Source organism: Aeromonas sp. DSM 116730 (assembly GCF_046581335.1).
Classification (GTDB): Bacteria; Pseudomonadota; Gammaproteobacteria; order Enterobacterales; family Aeromonadaceae; genus Aeromonas; species Aeromonas rivipollensis.
Map to the genome: position 1 here is coordinate 471,360 of NZ_CP144265.1, position 15,722 is coordinate 487,081.

The 15,722-nt window shown below is 60.1% G+C and carries 14 protein-coding genes; 5 read left to right on the forward strand and 9 right to left on the reverse strand.

Going from position 1 to position 15,722, the window contains the following annotated elements:
- Window positions 1–29: 29 nt before the first annotated feature.
- The gene (gene secA, locus Aeroheme_RS02325; protein ID WP_111911128.1) at window positions 30–2,750 is read left to right on the forward strand and encodes a preprotein translocase subunit SecA; all 2,721 of its coding nucleotides are present in this window, start codon (window positions 30–32) and stop codon (window positions 2,748–2,750) included.
- Window positions 2,751–2,905: 155 nt separating this feature from the next.
- Entirely contained in the window at window positions 2,906–3,310 is a 405-nt protein-coding gene (gene mutT, locus Aeroheme_RS02330) for an 8-oxo-dGTP diphosphatase MutT (protein ID WP_111911126.1), read from the forward strand.
- Window positions 3,311–3,384: 74 nt separating this feature from the next.
- On the opposite strand, the gene yacG is transcribed toward mutT, so the two are convergent.
- The 9 genes from yacG to Aeroheme_RS02375 all read right to left on the reverse strand — a co-directional run bounded on the left by yacG (window position 3,385) and on the right by Aeroheme_RS02375 (window position 11,101).
- Window positions 3,385–3,579 (reverse strand): DNA gyrase inhibitor YacG, encoded by a 195-nt coding sequence (gene yacG / locus Aeroheme_RS02335; RefSeq protein WP_025328449.1) that lies wholly within the window; start codon window positions 3,577–3,579, stop codon window positions 3,385–3,387.
- A gap of 9 nt (window positions 3,580–3,588) precedes the next feature.
- The gene (gene zapD, locus Aeroheme_RS02340) at window positions 3,589–4,311 is read right to left on the reverse strand and encodes a cell division protein ZapD (RefSeq protein ID WP_168235912.1); all 723 of its coding nucleotides are present in this window, start codon (window positions 4,309–4,311) and stop codon (window positions 3,589–3,591) included.
- A 37-nt stretch (window positions 4,312–4,348) separates the two neighbouring features.
- A complete protein-coding gene (coaE, locus tag Aeroheme_RS02345) occupies window positions 4,349–4,963 on the reverse strand; it encodes a dephospho-CoA kinase (RefSeq protein ID WP_411166622.1) in 615 nt (204 codons plus the stop codon).
- 18 nt (window positions 4,964–4,981) lie between these two features.
- Window positions 4,982–5,854 carry a prepilin peptidase gene (locus Aeroheme_RS02350; RefSeq protein WP_411166623.1) on the reverse strand — a complete coding sequence of 291 codons (873 nt, stop codon included), beginning with the start codon at window positions 5,852–5,854 and terminating at the stop codon, window positions 4,982–4,984.
- Window positions 5,855–5,934: 80 nt separating this feature from the next.
- A complete protein-coding gene (locus Aeroheme_RS02355) occupies window positions 5,935–7,176 on the reverse strand; it encodes a type II secretion system F family protein (RefSeq protein WP_106885656.1) in 1,242 nt (413 codons plus the stop codon).
- A 130-nt stretch (window positions 7,177–7,306) separates the two neighbouring features.
- Entirely contained in the window at window positions 7,307–9,013 is a 1,707-nt protein-coding gene (tapB, locus tag Aeroheme_RS02360) for a PilB family type IVa pilus assembly ATPase TapB (RefSeq protein ID WP_411166624.1), read from the reverse strand.
- Window positions 9,014–9,016: 3 nt separating this feature from the next.
- Complete coding sequence (locus tag Aeroheme_RS02365; RefSeq protein WP_395949385.1) at window positions 9,017–9,451, reverse strand: prepilin-type N-terminal cleavage/methylation domain-containing protein; 435 nt, start codon at window positions 9,449–9,451, stop codon at window positions 9,017–9,019.
- Window positions 9,452–9,763: 312 nt separating this feature from the next.
- The gene (nadC, locus tag Aeroheme_RS02370; RefSeq protein WP_411166625.1) at window positions 9,764–10,627 is read right to left on the reverse strand and encodes a carboxylating nicotinate-nucleotide diphosphorylase; all 864 of its coding nucleotides are present in this window, start codon (window positions 10,625–10,627) and stop codon (window positions 9,764–9,766) included.
- Window positions 10,628–10,630: 3 nt separating this feature from the next.
- Window positions 10,631–11,101 carry a TIGR02281 family clan AA aspartic protease gene (locus Aeroheme_RS02375; RefSeq protein WP_171276940.1) on the reverse strand — a complete coding sequence of 157 codons (471 nt, stop codon included), beginning with the start codon at window positions 11,099–11,101 and terminating at the stop codon, window positions 10,631–10,633.
- A gap of 136 nt (window positions 11,102–11,237) precedes the next feature.
- On the opposite strand from Aeroheme_RS02375, the gene ampD reads away from it, so the two are divergent.
- The 3 genes from ampD to aceE all read left to right on the forward strand — a co-directional run bounded on the left by ampD (window position 11,238) and on the right by aceE (window position 15,590).
- Window positions 11,238–11,810 carry a 1,6-anhydro-N-acetylmuramyl-L-alanine amidase AmpD gene (gene ampD / locus Aeroheme_RS02380; RefSeq protein ID WP_111911110.1) on the forward strand — a complete coding sequence of 191 codons (573 nt, stop codon included), beginning with the start codon at window positions 11,238–11,240 and terminating at the stop codon, window positions 11,808–11,810.
- Between the two features lie 275 nt (window positions 11,811–12,085).
- The gene (gene pdhR, locus Aeroheme_RS02385) at window positions 12,086–12,850 is read left to right on the forward strand and encodes a pyruvate dehydrogenase complex transcriptional repressor PdhR (protein ID WP_106885661.1); all 765 of its coding nucleotides are present in this window, start codon (window positions 12,086–12,088) and stop codon (window positions 12,848–12,850) included.
- Window positions 12,851–12,929: 79 nt separating this feature from the next.
- Entirely contained in the window at window positions 12,930–15,590 is a 2,661-nt protein-coding gene (gene aceE, locus Aeroheme_RS02390) for a pyruvate dehydrogenase (acetyl-transferring), homodimeric type (RefSeq protein ID WP_163138001.1), read from the forward strand.
- Window positions 15,591–15,722 lie beyond the last annotated feature (132 nt).

Below are 15,722 nucleotides of genomic sequence, written 5' to 3' on the forward strand. Positions count from 1 at the left end.
CGCTTATATAACCAAAACAGTTGGTACACATGATTAGCACACTGCTCACCAAGATTATCGGCAGCCGGAACGACAGAACGCTCAAGGCTTTGCGTAAAATTGTTAAACAGATCAATGCGATGGAGCCTCAGTTCGAGGCCTTGTCCGATGGCGAGCTGCAGGCGAAGACCGCCGAGTACCGTCAGCGCCTGGAGCAGGGTGAGACCCTGGAGCAGCTGTTGCCGGAAGCGTTCGCCACAGTGCGCGAGGCGTCCCGCCGGGTGTTCGGCATGCGTCACTTCGACGTGCAGCTGATCGGCGGCATGGTGCTGAACTCCAACCGCATCGCCGAGATGAAGACGGGTGAAGGCAAGACCCTCACCGCGACGCTGCCTGCCTATCTGAACGCGTTGACCGGTCGCGGTGTGCACGTGGTGACGGTGAACGACTATCTGGCCAAGCGTGATGCGGAGGCGAACCGCCCGCTGTTCACCTTCCTCGGCATGACGGTCGACTGTAACGTGCCCGGCATGGATGCGTCCCAGAAGCGCGACGCCTACGCCGCCGACATCACTTACGGTACCAACAACGAATTCGGTTTCGACTACCTGCGCGACAACATGGCGTTCTCGCCGGAGCAGCGCGTGCAGCGTCCGCTCAACTACGCGCTGGTGGATGAGGTGGATTCGGTGCTCATCGATGAAGCCCGTACCCCGCTCATCATCTCGGGTCCGGCGGAAGACAGCTCCGCCATGTATACCCAGATCAACAAGCTGATCCCGCTGTTGGTCAAGCAGGACAAGGAAGACTCGGAAGAGTATACCGGCGACGGCCACTACACTGTGGACGAGAAGAACCGCCAGGCTCTGCTGACCGAAAACGGCCAGATCTTCGTGGAAGAGCTGCTCAAGAAAGAGGGGCTGCTGGCGGAAGAGGACTCCCTGTTCTCCGCCACCAACATCAGCCTGCTGCACCACGTCAACGCCGGCCTGCGTGCCCATACCCTGTTTGAACGCAACGTCGACTACATAGTCCAGAAGGACGAGATCGTCATCGTCGATGAGCACACCGGCCGTACCATGCCGGGTCGTCGCTGGTCCGACGGCCTGCACCAGGCAGTCGAGGCGAAGGAAGGGGTCAAGATCCAGAACGAGAACCAGACCCTGGCCTCCATCACCTTCCAGAACTACTTCCGTCTCTATGACAAGCTGGCGGGGATGACAGGGACTGCGGATACCGAAGCCTTTGAATTCCAGCAGATTTATGGTCTGGATACCGTGGTCATTCCGACCAACAAGCCGATGGTGCGCAAGGACATGGGCGATCTGGTCTACCTGACCGCCCAAGAAAAATACGCCGCCATCGTCGAAGACATCCGTGGTTGTGTCGAGCGTGGTCAGCCGGTGCTGGTCGGTACCGTCTCCATCGAGAACTCCGAACTGCTGTCCGGCATCCTGACCAAGGAAAACATCCCGCACAAGGTGCTGAACGCCAAGTTCCACGCCATGGAAGCGGAAATCGTCGCTCAGGCCGGCCAGACCGGCGCCGTCACCATAGCCACCAACATGGCCGGTCGTGGTACCGACATAGTGCTGGGGGGCAACTGGCAGGCCGAGATCGCCGCGCTGGAGAACCCGACCAGCGAGCAGATTGCCGAGCTGAAAGCGGCCTGGCAGGTGCGTCACGACGCCGTGCTGGCCTCTGGCGGTCTGCACATTATCGGTACCGAGCGTCACGAATCCCGCCGTATCGACAACCAGCTGCGCGGCCGCTCCGGTCGTCAGGGTGACCCGGGCTCCTCCCGCTTCTATCTCTCCATGGAAGATACCCTGATGCGGATCTTCGCCTCCGATCGCGTGACCGGCATGATGAAGAAGTTGGGCATGGAAGAGGGCGAGGCCATAGAGCATCCCTGGGTGACCAAGGCCATCGAGAATGCTCAGCGCAAGGTGGAAGGTCGCAACTTCGACATCCGTAAAAACCTGCTCGAATTCGATGACGTGGCGAACGACCAGCGCAAGGTGGTCTACGAGCAGCGCAACGAGCTGCTGGACACCAACGACATCTCCGACACCATCCACGTCATCCGCGATGACGTCTATGGCAGCGTGATCGACGAGTACATTCCGCCCCAGTCCCTGGAAGAGATGTGGGATGTGCCGGGTCTGGAAGCGCGCCTGAAGTCCGATTTCGCGCTGGATCTGCCGCTGCAGCAGTGGCTGGCGGAAGATGACAAGCTGTATGAAGAGAAGCTGCGCGAGCGCATCCTGGAAGAGGCCACCAAGCTCTATGCCCACAAGCAGGAGCTGGTCGGCGTCGATGTGCTGCGCAACTTCGAGAAGGCGGTGATGCTGCAGACCCTGGATGGCCTCTGGAAGGAGCATCTGGCGGCCATGGATCATCTGCGTCAGGGCATTCATCTGCGCGGCTACGCCCAGAAGAACCCCAAGCAGGAGTACAAGCGCGAGTCCTTCGATCTGTTCACCCAGATGCTGGAAACCCTCAAGCGCGACGTGGTCAGCATCCTGAGCCGGGTTCAGGTGCAGGAGCGCGACGTGGAGGCGATGGAAGAGCAGCAGCGCCAGCAGGCGGAAGCGGCTCCCCGCACCTATACCCATGCCGCCGCCGAGAACCAGCTGGCCGACGAAGAGACCCAGGCCGACGCGGCGCCGGTGACCTTCGTGCGCGACGAGCAGAAGGTCGGTCGCAACGATCCCTGCCCCTGCGGATCAGGCAAGAAGTACAAGCATTGTCACGGTCAGTTGACCTGATTGACGTGATGCCATGACAAGGCGGGCCCGGTGCCCGCCTTGTTTTTGTCAGATGGCGACGCGAAATCGGATGTTAGGCATCATCGGCAGCTCACCCAGCCGGGTGTTGGGGTCATAGAGCAACCCGATCAGGCATTGAGTGCAAAGGTAACAAGATGGAACAGAAAAAGCGGATCTGGGTGGCGGTCGGCGTCATCGAGAATGAACGGGGCGATATCTTCATCGCCAAGCGCTCCTCCGATCGCCATCAGGGTGATCGCTGGGAGTTTCCCGGGGGCAAGGTGGAGTCGGGGGAAGACCTGCTCACCGCGCTCGACAGGGAGCTGTGGGAGGAGATAGGCATCCGGGTGCAGGATTGCGCCCCCTTCATGGAGCTGCACCACGACTATCCGGACAAGCAGGTGTTGCTGGATATCTGGAAGGTGACCCGCTTCCTGGGCGAGCCCTTTGGCAAGGAAGGGCAGGAGTGCCGCTGGGTGCCGCTGGCAGAGCTGCATAACTACCAGTTCCCCGATGCCAATGGCCCCATAGTGGCGCGGCTGCAGGCCGCGCTGGCGTGAGCCGGTCGCAAGAGACAATGAAAAAAGGGCCAATCGGCCCTTTTTTCATTTTGCAGAGGAGAAACCATCAGGGCTTATAGCCACTGGTCGCCCTCTTCCGGATCCGGCAGCAGATCCGGATTGATCTCCCCCGGGATCCGCTTCTCTTCATCGGCCCACTCGCCGAGATCGATCAGCTGGCAGCGCTTGCTGCAGAAGGGACGAAACGGGCTCTGGGGACCCCATTCCAGTTCAGTCTGGCAGGTCGGACATTTTACCTTGGTTACCATGGGCGCTCCTTAGCAGCAGGCGAGCTGGAAAGGCACATCGCCAATCGGTTGTTCTGCGGTGGGCAGAAAACGCAGGGCGAAGCGGTTCTTGTGGCCGCTCAGGGTCGGGTAGCAGGACTGGGAGCCGATCAGACGGATGCGGATCAACTCGGCCCCCTCGGCGGTATCCTGGAAGAAGCCGTTGGTGGCAACCTGATCGCTGAAGTGCCCCGATTCACGCCACAGTCGCAGCAGCAGGGAGATGGCGTTCATCAGCAGGTTGATGTCGCTGAGCCATTGCTGCATCTGTTGATGGCGAGCCACGGCCGGCGTCACCAGCCAGTGGTGCAGTTGCGGCACGTCGAAGGCGCACAGGCCACCGGGAATGGAGAAGCGCTGGCGGATGGATCCGAGCAGGCGATCCTCTTTCAGGCGAGCACCGGGGCGAGGGGAGTTGAGCAGGTTGCGGGAAAGCTGGGCGCTCTCCTGCTGCATCCGCTGGATCTGCTCGAGGTCAACGTCCGGCAGGCTGGCCCAATGGCTCAGACGCTGGCCGAGACGCTCCAGATCCTTGATCAGATCGGCGCGCAGATCACCGCGCTCCAGCAACTCCTGCAAATCGAACAACCCCTTGAAGAAGGCGATGTGTGCCCAGGACTGGTCACTCTCCAGATTGTCGCGGATCTGGGAAAACAGGGACTCCAGACGAAGATAGGTCCGGCTTTTTTCGTTGAGGGGAAAATCGTAAATCATGCCTAATCCTGGCCAGCCATAAACCGGCCTAGTGTACTCACACTTGGGGGGCTTGTTGAGAGGCAAATGCCAGATATGTCTCGTGCAGCGCTAAAATTCGCTCCCATATGGTCTCAGTCGTGCCACTCTGGTTGTCCAGCACGTCATCGGCCATCGCCAGACGCTCGCTGCGGCTCGCCTGGGATGCCAGTATGGCCTGGGCCTGCTCCCGGTTGACCCCGTCCCGGCGACAGGTTCGCTCGATCTGGGTCGCCTCATCCACGTCGATGACCAGCACTCTATCGGCCAGCTCGGTGAGCCGGTTCTCGACCAGCAAGGGCACCACCAGCAGGCAGTAGGGGGAGCTGGTAGCCGCGCATTGGCGCAGCATTTCGCTGCGGATGATCGGGTGGAGCAGGGCATTGAGCCAGGACTTGGCCGCCGGATCGCTGAAGATCCGCTCGCGCAGGGCTCGCCTGTCCAGTCGCCCCTGTTCATCCAGGATGCCGGGACCAAAATGGCTGGCGATGGCGGCCAGGGCCGGAGTGCCGGGCTCCACCACTTCGCGGGCAATCAGGTCGGCATCGACCACCTCTATCCCCAGGGCCGCAAACTGGTTGGCGACGGTCGTCTTGCCGCTGCCGATACCGCCAGTGATGGCTACCACATACATAGATTTGTGATCCCCTTGCTAGAGAACGATGTCCAGATACCAGCGGGTGATGTTATCCCCCCACAGCAGCGCTATCCAGCCCGCGATGGCGAGATAGGGGCCAAAGGGGATGGGTTTGCCCTGATGATGGTTGCGCAGCAGTATGAGCCCTATGCCGATGATGGCGCCGACCAGTGACGAGAGCAGCAGCACTATGGGCAGCGCCTGCCAGCCCAGCCAGGCACCGAGCGCCGCCAGCAGTTTGAAGTCTCCATAGCCCATCCCCTCCTTGCCGGTCAGCAGCTTGAACGCCCAGTAGAGGCTCCAGAGCACCAGATAGCCGGCCATGGCACCGATCACCGCATCGGCCAGTGGCACAAAGCCCCCCGCCAGATTGAACAGCAGACCGCCCCACAGCAGCGGCAGGGTGAGTTGGTCCGGCAGCAACATCTTGTCCAGATCGATGAAGGTGAGGGCCACCAGTACCCAGGTCAGCAGGAGCGCGGCCAGGGTGCCCCATCCCGGAGCCAGGGTCGCGGCGACGGCGACCGACAACAGGGCGGTCAGCAGCTCGACCAGGGGATAGCGGGTCGAGATAGGCGCCTGGCATTGCCGGCAGCGCCCCTTGAGCCAGAGCCAGCTCAACAGGGGGATGTTCTCCAGCGCGCCTATGGGGTGATCGCAGTGCGGGCAGCGGGAGCGCGGCACCATCAGGTTGTAGGGCTCGGCGGGGGAGGCGGCCACATCGCTGCCGAAGTAGTCACTGTATTCGGCCTGCCACTCCCGCTCCAGCATGATGGGCAGGCGATGGATCACCACGTTGAGGAAGCTGCCAACCATCAGGGAAAAGAGAAAAACCAGGGAGAGATAGAGCCAGGGCAGGCCCTGGGCCAGTTCGATCAGAGGCACCATAAATCAACCGCTTGCGTTGAGAATCAGGATGGCAGAGGACCAGAACGAGCCATACCCGCTGGTCGCTCTGCCGAAGGGGCTCAGTGTATCACAGAGCCCAGCTTGAAGATGGGGAGGTACATGGCGACGACCATGCCGCCGACCAGCACCCCCAGCACCACCATTATGATGGGCTCGAGCAGGCTGGTGAGACCATCGACCATGTCGTCCACCTCCTGCTCGAAGATGGCGGCTACCTTGGAGAGCATGTCGTCGATGGCGCCGGACTCTTCACCTATCATCACCATCTGGATCACCATGTCGGGGAACAGATCCACGGTGCGCATGGCGACGTTGATCTGCATGCCAGCCACGACCTCGTTGCGTATGGCCAGGGTAGCCGTGCGATAGACATAGTTGCCCGAGGCCCCGGCAGCGGAGACCAGGGCATCCACCAGGGGAATACCGGCGGAGAAGGTGGTGGAGAGGGTGCGGGCGAAACGGGCCATGGCCGCCTTGTGCAGTATGTTGCCAACGACCGGAATGGAGAGGATGAACTTGTCGGTGTTGTCACGTACCTTCTGGGAGCTGCGCCAGGCGCGCACATAGAGGAACACTGTCAGGGCTATGCCGCCGAAGATGGCGTACCACCAATCCTGCATGAAGCGGGAGATGGCAATGATGAATCGGGTGAAGGCAGGCAGCTCGGCCCCGAAGCTCTTGAAGATCTCTTCGAACTGGGGGATGACGAACAGCAACAGTATGGAGGTCACTATGATGGCGACCAGGATGACCATGGCGGGATAGAACATGGCCTTCTTTATTTTGGATTTGAGCGCCTCGCTCTTTTCGCGATAGATGGCAATCCGGTCGTAGATGGTTTCCAGCGCGCCTGACTGTTCCCCCGCTTCCACCAGGTCACAGTAGAGGGCATCGAAGTGGCGGGGATGGCGGCGCAGCGCATCCGACAGTGGGGTGCCTGTCTCCACATCGGCGGCGATCTGGCCGATCAGCTCGCGCACCGCTGCTTTTTCGTGGCCGCGGGCGATGATCTGCAGGCTCTGCACTAGCGGCACACCGGCGGAGAGCATGGTGGTGATCTGGCGGGAGATGACGGCGATGTCCATCGGCTTGATCCTGGCGCCGCCCTTGGAAAACATCCCCTGGCCCTGCTTGCTGACCCTGGTGACATTGACGCCCTGCTTGCGCAGCTCCGCCTTGACGGTCGTGATGCTGTCGGCCTGCAACTCACCGGAAACCTTTTGTCCCTTGCGATTGACGCCGTGCCAGCGGAAGGAGAAGACCTTTTTTGGTGCATTCTGTTTTTGAGCTAATGTTGCCATCACTGCATCCTGCAATTGGGCGACGGTGGCCGGATGAGGGTGTTGCCTGTCCGGCTCATCTTGGCTTGAAGAACATCAAAAGGGTGACTGCATGGGCCTCACCCGGCTTGATGACTCGAACACTGCGTATTCAGTTCGTGGTGATCCTGTTGATCTCGGCCAGGCTGGTGACCCCCAGGCGGGCCTTCTCAAGGCCGGAGATGCGCAGGGTGCGCATGCCCTCCTTCTGGGCTATGGCGGCGATTTGTAGCGAATTAGCCCCCTGCATGATCAGCTTGGCGATGTTGTCCGACATCAGCATGATTTCATAGATGCCGACCCGTCCTCTGTAGCCTCCCGAACACTCCTTGCAGCCGACCGGCTTGAACAGTCGCAGTCCGGCGGCCAGCTGCTGCTGGGTAAAGCCCAGCTCCTGCAGTTCGGCGTCGGGCACCACCTCGGGCGCCTTGCAGTGATCGCACAGCTTGCGGGCGAGACGCTGGGCCATGATAAGGGTCACCGAGGAGGCGATGTTGAAGGCGGGGACCCCCATGTTCATCATCCGGGTCAGGGTCTCGGCCGCCGAATTGGTGTGCAGGGTTGATAGTACCAGGTGACCTGTCTGGGCGGCCTTGATGGCAATCTCGGCGGTTTCCAGATCCCGGATCTCCCCCACCATGACGATGTCGGGATCCTGGCGCAGGAAGGAGCGCAGGGCGCTGGCGAAGGTGAGCCCCGCCTTGGGATTGATCTGCACCTGATTGACGCCGGGCAGGTTGATCTCCACCGGATCCTCGGCGGTGGAGATGTTGACCTCGCTGGTATTGAGGATGTTGAGACCTGTATAGAGCGACACCGTCTTGCCCGACCCCGTGGGCCCCGTGACCAGTATCATGCCCTGTGGCTTGGAGAGCGCATGCAGGTATTGCGCCTTCTGGCGGTCGTCGAAGCCGAGCTGATCGAGGTTGAGGCGGGCGGCCGACGAGTCCAGCAAGCGGATGACGATCTTCTCTCCCCACATGGTGGGCAGGGTGTTGACCCGCATGTCCATGGATCGGCTGCGTGAGATCTTCAGCTTGATCCGCCCATCCTGGGGCAGGCGTCGCTCGGCGATATCGAGTCTCGCCATCACCTTGAGACGGGCCGCGAAACGGTTGGCCAGATTGACCGGCGGGGTGGCGATTTCGTGCAGTATGCCGTCGATCCGGAAGCGGATCCTGTACTTGGTCTCATAGGGTTCGAAATGCAGGTCGGATGCGCCACGCTTGATAGCATCCATCATGATTTTATGGATGTATTTGACTATGGGGGCATCGTCGTCGGCAGTATTGACGCTCTCGTCGAGGCGCGAACCCTCATCGGACACCTCGAGCTCCGAGATCTCGGCCTCGTCGATGTGATCCATGCCCAGGGTGTCCTGCTCGGTGTCCATCAGCTTGCCGAGGGCGGCGGTGAGCTTGCTCTCCTCGACCAGCAAGGCTTCAGTGTGCAGGCCGAAGCTGAAGCCGAAATCCTCCAGGGCCGACACATTGGTCGGGTCCGACATGGCGATATAGAGGGTGTGGCCCTGGGTGTAGATGGGCAGCACATGATGTTTCTCGATAAGCTTCTGATTGAGGTACTTCTGCGGGATCTCGGCCAGGTCGAAGGCGGCAAGATCCAGCAGAGGTACCCCATATTCCAGCTCGCAGAAATCCGCCAGCGCCTTGCTGTCGAGGATGTCGTTCTCGATCAGGAAGGTGACAAAGGGCTTGCGCTGCGCCCTGGCCTGGCTCAGATATCGCTCTGAGTCCGGCTCGCTGAGAAGAGAAGAGGCGGCCAGGCTGGTCGCCAGGCCGCTATTGAGGCTAGAGGTCATGCGTTAGCATTTGCCGTCGGTGACGCAAGAGCCAGAAATTGTCCACAAAACTTGCCGTCCGGCTTGGACTGCTCCAGAAGTGACGAGTGCATAAGTCGAGCCATCCAAGGCTGCGGCGGCAGTACCTGTAATTGTGATAACTCCGGCAGCATTAGTAACTGCAGCGCTGGCAAAATTCTGTGTGACAGCACTAGCGCCTGAAAGAGCATTCTGGCCAGCGGTTGCACAGTTGCTACCAACTGCGGTAGAGACACCAGCCCACCCCTGCACACAAACCTCGACGGCGGTTTTGGCCGGCCCAACGGCGGCAATAACCTCCGAAAACTTGGCGCGTTTGGTGTAGCTCTGATACGCCGGCAAGGCGATGGCGGCCAGAATGGCGACGATCGCAACGACTATCATCAATTCGATTAGCGTAAACCCTGACTGTCTTTTCATGTCAAATATCCTTTTGTCCATGGTTCCTGAAAAGTGCTGGTGGAAATCTATCCACACTCCAGCATCTTATCCGAGCGCTTCGGGTTGGCAACAGAGGCAGGGCCCTTGTTAACCACTTTTCTGTCATTTAGTGAAAATGATAGCAAAATCAAAGATTAAATGGCCTCTAATGACGCTTATCAAAATTGGGGAGGGCCCATCTTCACACTCCTTATGTCGTGGGATCCTGCATATAGAAAAGGCGCCGATGGCGCCTTTTGCAAGTTTCGAGCCCTGTAATATTTTGGGGCCAGGCGGACTCGTTCTGCTCGCTCAGCTTTCGATGAAGCGCATCGAGAGGTCCAGTGCCCGCACGTGTTTGGTCAGGGCACCCACCGAGATAAAGTCGACGCCGGTGGCGGCATAGTCGGCCAGCGTTTCCAGAGTGACGTTGCCGGAGACCTCCAGCCTGGCGCGCCCCTGGTTCAGTCGGACGGCCTCTTTCATCATGGGCACGTCAAAGTTGTCCAGCATCACGATGTCAGCCTGGGCAGTCAGCGCCTGCTCCAGCTCGGCCAGGGATTCCACCTCCACTTCCACCGGTTTGCCCGGGTTGAGGCGGCGCGCCTCGGCAATGGCTTCCCGGATGCCACCGCAGGCGAGGATGTGGTTCTCCTTGATGAGGTAGGCGTCGTAGAGCCCGATACGGTGGTTTTTGCCGCCGCCGCAGGTGACGGCATATTTCTGGGAGCTACGCAGGCCGGGCAGGGTCTTGCGGGTGTCGAGCAGGCGACACTCTGTCCCTTCAAGCTCGGCCACGTAGCGGGCGGTCAGAGTGGCGACCCCGGAGAGGGTCTGCACGAAGTTCAGGGCATTGCGCTCGCCGGTCAGCAGCGCCCGGGCCGGGCCGTGGAGGCGGAACAGCTCCTGATTGGGGGAGAGGCGCTCGCCATCCTGAACCTTCCATTCCACCTTGACCTCGCCGCCGAGCTGGGCAAACACCTCGTCGACCCAGGGCTGACCGCAGAATACGCCAGCCTCGCGGGTGATGACGCGCGCCGTCGAGATGCGATCGGCCGGGATCAACTGGGCTGTGATATCGGCGCTGGCATCCGGTTGATCCAGTGCGGTGAGGGCATCGCCCAAGTCTTCGAGTAGTGCGGCGCGCACGGCGCGGCTGATGTCCTGTTGTAACATGCCTTATTCCTGCAAGGGTCTGAGAAGCAACTGCCTGTCTTTCTGACGTAATTCCAGCCGGCCCAGGGCATTCATGCCCACCAGGATCTCCTCCCCGTCGGCAGCCGGATTGATAAAGACGGACAAATCGTACAGGGTCAGTGGGCCCATCGCCAGGCTTTCGATCCGGCCTGTCTCGACCAGGATCTGGCCCGCCGCCGTATTGACCCGGCTGCGACCGGTGGCGACGAGGCCGAGGCGCGACGCCACCTGGCTCGGTATGGTCACCCGGGTGGCCCCCGTGTCCAGCAGCAGTTGCACCGGCTGGTCGTTGATGGCACCCTCCAGACGATAGTGACCACTGGCGTCGGCCTTGAGCAGCAGCTCCCCGCTGGCGGTCACGCTAGGTTTGGCGCTGGAGTAGAAGTAAAGGGTCAGCAGACCCAGCAGTGAGAGCCAGGCCAGCAGCCAGAGACGGCGTGCCATCGGGTGCATATGGGGTCCAGTGCCTTGCAAGTGATGGCTCAGCCTAACACAGCTTTACCCATGGATTCAGAGGCTTGTTTCCGGTTTCTTGCGGCGGCGGGCACAGTCCATGGCGTCCCTCTCCCCATTGTGAGTCGAGTAGACGATGACTGAACCCACAACCATTTTTTCCATCGATCCAGCTGGGTGGTGTGAACAGGCCCGCAGGGTGCCTTCGCCCCATCACAATGAACGGATCGGCCCCAACGATATCTCCCTGTTGGTGATACACGGCATCAGCCTGCCACCGGGAGAATTTGGCGGCCCCTGGATCGACGAGCTGTTTCTCGGTCGCCTCGATCCCGATGCTCACCCTTACTTTGCCGGCATTCATCAGCTAAGGGTCTCGGCCCACTGCCTGATCCGTCGCGATGGCGAATTGGTGCAGTATGTGCCGTTCACTGCGCGAGCCTGGCATGCGGGAGTATCGAGCTGGGAGGGGCGGGAGGCGTGCAACGACTTCTCCATCGGCATCGAGCTGGAAGGTACCGACGAGCTGCCGTACAGCGATGCACAGTATGAGGTGCTGGCAGGCCTCAGTCGGGCCATCTCTGTTCAGTATCCCGAGGTGACGGCATCACGCATCGTCGGCCATTGTGACATAGCGCCGGGTCGCAAGACGGATCCTGGCACCAGTTTCGAATGGCAGCGCTATCGTGGGATGCTCAACTTTGAGTAAAAAATCCAAACATTAGTTTGTGTTTTTAAAATCAATGGCTTGCCTTTTGGGTGAGCCATTTTTCATGCTGTTGGCCAAATGTTATCTGTGAGCAAGCTCATAAATATTGGTCAGACCATTTTCTATGAGCTATATCATGATTTCGCTTTTTTACCCCTAAAGTGGCAAGCATCGTTCTTGATGCAGATCATATTTTGGGTGGACTTTTTCCAAGCCCTCTGCTAATTTTCGCCCCAATCATAGAATTGGTAATACCAATTTAACAAAGTAGCCTCATGCCCTATATCAAGATAACTCAGCCCAAGCTGGCCGACGCCATAGTCGCCGAGCTGGAAAGCATGATTCTGGAAGGCAGCTTGCAGCCGGGGCAGAAGCTGCCCCCCGAGCGGGAACTTGCCATCCAGTTTCAGGTGTCGCGGCCTTCCCTGCGCGAAGCCATCCAGCGCCTGGAAGCGAGGGGACTCTTGTATCGCCGTCAGGGCGGCGGCACCTATGTGCAGAATGCCTTGAGCAAGGGGATCGCCGATCCCCTGTTCGAACTGCTCAGTACCCACCCGGAAGCCCAGTATGACCTGCTGGAGTTTCGTCACGCGCTGGAAGGCATCTGTGCCTACTATGCCGCGCTGCGGGGGACTGAGGCCGACTTCGAGCGGATCCGCCTGGCGCAGTCCGCCATCGAAGAGGCGGGTCAGCAGGGGTCGCTGGTGGTCGAGTCGACCGCCGTCACCCAATTCTATCTGGCGGTGGCGGAGGCGTCCCACAACGTGGTGCTGCTGCACCTGCTACGGGCCATGGGCCCCATGCTCGAACAGAACATTTTACGCAATAACGAGATTTTGAATCGCCGTCCGGGAGTGGTAGCCAAGATCCGTCGCCATCGTGCGAGCCTGATCGAGGCTATCCTGTCGGGGGCTCCGGAGCGGGCCAGGGCTGCTTGTCATGAGCACCTGGCCTTTATCGAGGACACCTTGTTGGATATGCAGAGGGAAGACAGCCGGATCCAGCGATCCATGCGTCGGATCCGTCAGCAGGATAACTAATCCCACAAGGCTCTATTGTCGAATGCTTGCGCCCTTCGCCGTGCAATGCCGTGCAATCACAACAAAATAGGAACCAGCCATGTCTGATATCCTGAAGAACGATGTGGACCCGATAGAAACGCTGGAGTGGCTTGCCTCTCTGGAATCCCTGCTGCGTGAAGAGGGTCCGCAACGCGCTCAGTTCATCCTTGAACAGCTTACTGAGAAGGCACGCGTTAGCGGTGTTGACGTGGCTGAGAAGGCGAATCGCGACTACATCAACACCATTCCTGCCAGCGACGAACCGGCTTACCCGGGCGACCTGGAGATGGAACGTCGCATCCGCGCCATCATCCGCTGGAATGCCATGATGATAGTGCTGCGCGCCTCCAAGAAAGACCTGGACCTCGGTGGTCACATGTCTTCCTTCGCCTCTTCCGCGACCATCTACGAAGTCTGCTACAACCACTTCTTCCGCGCTCGCAGCGAGAAGGACGGTGGTGATCTGGTCTACTTCCAGGGTCATATCTCCCCGGGCATCTACGCCCGTGCATTCGCCGAAGGTCGTCTGACCGAAGAGCAGCTGGACAACTTCCGTCAGGAAGTGGACGGCAAGGGCATTCCTTCCTACCCGCACCCGAAACTGATGCCGGACTTCTGGCAGTTCCCGACCGTTTCCATGGGTCTGGGCCCCATCGCCGCCATCTATCAGGCTCGCTTCCTGAAGTACCTGACCGACCGTGGTATCAAGGATTGCTCCGAGCAGACCGTGTACGCCTTCCTGGGTGACGGCGAGATGGACGAGCCGGAAGCCAAGGGCGCCCTGACCGTTGCCGTGCGTGAAAAGCTCGACAACCTGGTGTTCGTGGTCAACTGCAACCTGCAGCGTCTGGACGGTCCTGTTGTCGGCAACGGCAAGGTCATCAACGAGCTGGAAGGTCTGTTCGCAGGCGCCGGCTGGGATGTCACCAAGGTTATCTGGGGTCGCAAGTGGGATGAGCTGCTGAAGAAAGACACTTCCGGCAAGCTGATCCAGTTGATGAACGAAACCGTGGATGGTGACTATCAGACCATGAAGTCCCGTGACGGCGCTTACGTCCGTGAGCAGTTCTTCAACCGTTATCCGGAAACTGCCGCCCTGGTCAAAGACATGACCGACGAGGAGATCTTCGCCCTGAACCGCGGTGGTCACGACCCCCGTAAACTGTTCGCCGCCTTCTCCAAGGCCGCAGCGACCAAGGGCAAGCCGACCGTCATCCTGGCCAAGACCATCAAGGGTTATGGTATGGGCGAAGCGGCCGAAGGCAAGAACATCGCTCACCAGGTCAAGAAGATGGATCTGGGCTCTGTTCGTCACCTGCGCGATCGTTTCAGCCTGCCGGTCACCGACGAGCAGCTGGAAGAGTTGCCGTACCTGAAGATCGAAGAAGGTACCGAAGAGCACAAGTACCTGCACGCTCGCCGTGCCGCGCTGAAGGGCTATGTACCGACCCGTCTGCGCGAGAGCACCACCAAGCTGGAAATCCCGGCACTGGATGCCTTCGGCCCGCTGCTGGGTGAGCAGGCGCGCGAGATCTCCACCACAATGGCGTTCGTGCGTTCCCTGAACGTGCTGCTGAAAGACAAGTCCATCGGCAAGCGCATCGTTCCGATCCTGGCCGACGAAGCCCGTACCTTTGGTATGGAAGGTCTGTTCCGTCAGATCGGCATCTACAGCCCGCACGGTCAGCAATACACCCCGCAAGACCGTGACATCGTCTCCTACTACAAGGAAGACAAGCAGGGTCAGGTTCTGCAAGACGGCATCAACGAGCTGGGCGCCATGTCCTCCTGGCTGGCTGCTGCGACCTCTTACAGCACCAACGATTGCCCGATGATCCCGTTCTACATCTACTACTCCATGTTCGGCTTCCAGCGGATCGGCGACATGGCGTGGGCAGCAGGTGACCAGCAAGCCCGTGGCTTCTTGCTGGGCGCGACCTCCGGTCGTACCACCCTCAACGGTGAAGGTCTGCAGCACGAAGATGGTCACAGCCACATCCTGGCCGGCACCATCCCGAACTGCATCTCCTACGATCCGTCCTACGCCTATGAAGTGGCGGTGATCGTGCAGGACGGCCTGCGCCGCATGTACGGTGAGAAGCCGGAGAACGTCTTCTACTACATCACCACTCTGAACGAGAACTATGCCATGCCGGCCATGCCGGAAGGCGCCGAGGAAGGTATCCGCAAGGGTATCTACAAGCTGGAATCCGTGGCCGGTAGCAAGGCCAAGGTACAGCTGCTGGGTTGTGGCTCCATCCTGGGTCACGTCCGTACCGCCGCCCAGATCCTGGCCAGCGAATACGGTGTAGGTTCCGACGTGTTCAGCGTGACCTCCTTCAACGAGCTGGCTCGTGATGGTCAGGACGCCGATCGCTGGAACATGCTGCACCCGACTGCGGCCGCCCGTGTGCCCTACATCACCTCGGTACTGGGTTCCGAAGCCACCATCGCCGCGACCGACTACATGAAGTCCTTCGCCGAGCAGGTGCGTGCCTTCGTGCCGACCGAGAACTACCGTGTACTGGGTACCGATGGTTATGGCCGTTCCGACAGCCGTGCCAACCTGCGTCGTCACTTCGAAGTGAACGAGTTCTATGTCGTCGTTGCTGCCCTGACCGAACTGGCCAAGCGCGGTGAGATCGACAAGCAGGTTGTGGCCGACGCCATCGCCAAGTACGGCATCGATGCCGACAAGGTTAACCCGCTGTACGCGTAAGAGGATTGAGCGCCCTGTCCGGACTTGCGTGCCGGACAGTGCCTTGCCCAGGTTAATGCGACATAAGGGTAAGAGGACATACAGGGTCCGGACGGCAACAACGAGCCGGAACCTGCTCTTGCCAAGGTTAAC

Bases quoted from the DNA above. Each gene is read 5' to 3' on its own strand.
- secA (WP_111911128.1), top strand. From the start codon at position 30: ATGATTAGCACACTGCTCACCAAGATTATCGGCAGCCGGAACGACAGA.
- mutT (WP_111911126.1), top strand. From the start codon at position 2,906: ATGGAACAGAAAAAGCGGATCTGGGTGGCGGTCGGCGTCATCGAGAAT.
- yacG (WP_025328449.1), bottom strand. From the start codon at position 3,579: ATGGTAACCAAGGTAAAATGTCCGACCTGCCAGACTGAACTGGAATGG.
- zapD (WP_168235912.1), bottom strand. From the start codon at position 4,311: ATGATTTACGATTTTCCCCTCAACGAAAAAAGCCGGACCTATCTTCGT.
- coaE (WP_411166622.1), bottom strand. From the start codon at position 4,963: ATGTATGTGGTAGCCATCACTGGCGGTATCGGCAGCGGCAAGACGACC.
- Aeroheme_RS02350 (WP_411166623.1), bottom strand. From the start codon at position 5,854: ATGGTGCCTCTGATCGAACTGGCCCAGGGCCTGCCCTGGCTCTATCTC.
- Aeroheme_RS02355 (WP_106885656.1), bottom strand. From the start codon at position 7,176: ATGGCAACATTAGCTCAAAAACAGAATGCACCAAAAAAGGTCTTCTCC.
- tapB (WP_411166624.1), bottom strand. From the start codon at position 9,013: ATGACCTCTAGCCTCAATAGCGGCCTGGCGACCAGCCTGGCCGCCTCT.
- Aeroheme_RS02365 (WP_395949385.1), bottom strand. From the start codon at position 9,451: ATGAAAAGACAGTCAGGGTTTACGCTAATCGAATTGATGATAGTCGTT.
- nadC (WP_411166625.1), bottom strand. From the start codon at position 10,627: ATGTTACAACAGGACATCAGCCGCGCCGTGCGCGCCGCACTACTCGAA.
- Aeroheme_RS02375 (WP_171276940.1), bottom strand. From the start codon at position 11,101: ATGCACCCGATGGCACGCCGTCTCTGGCTGCTGGCCTGGCTCTCACTG.
- ampD (WP_111911110.1), top strand. From the start codon at position 11,238: ATGACTGAACCCACAACCATTTTTTCCATCGATCCAGCTGGGTGGTGT.
- pdhR (WP_106885661.1), top strand. From the start codon at position 12,086: ATGCCCTATATCAAGATAACTCAGCCCAAGCTGGCCGACGCCATAGTC.
- aceE (WP_163138001.1), top strand. From the start codon at position 12,930: ATGTCTGATATCCTGAAGAACGATGTGGACCCGATAGAAACGCTGGAG.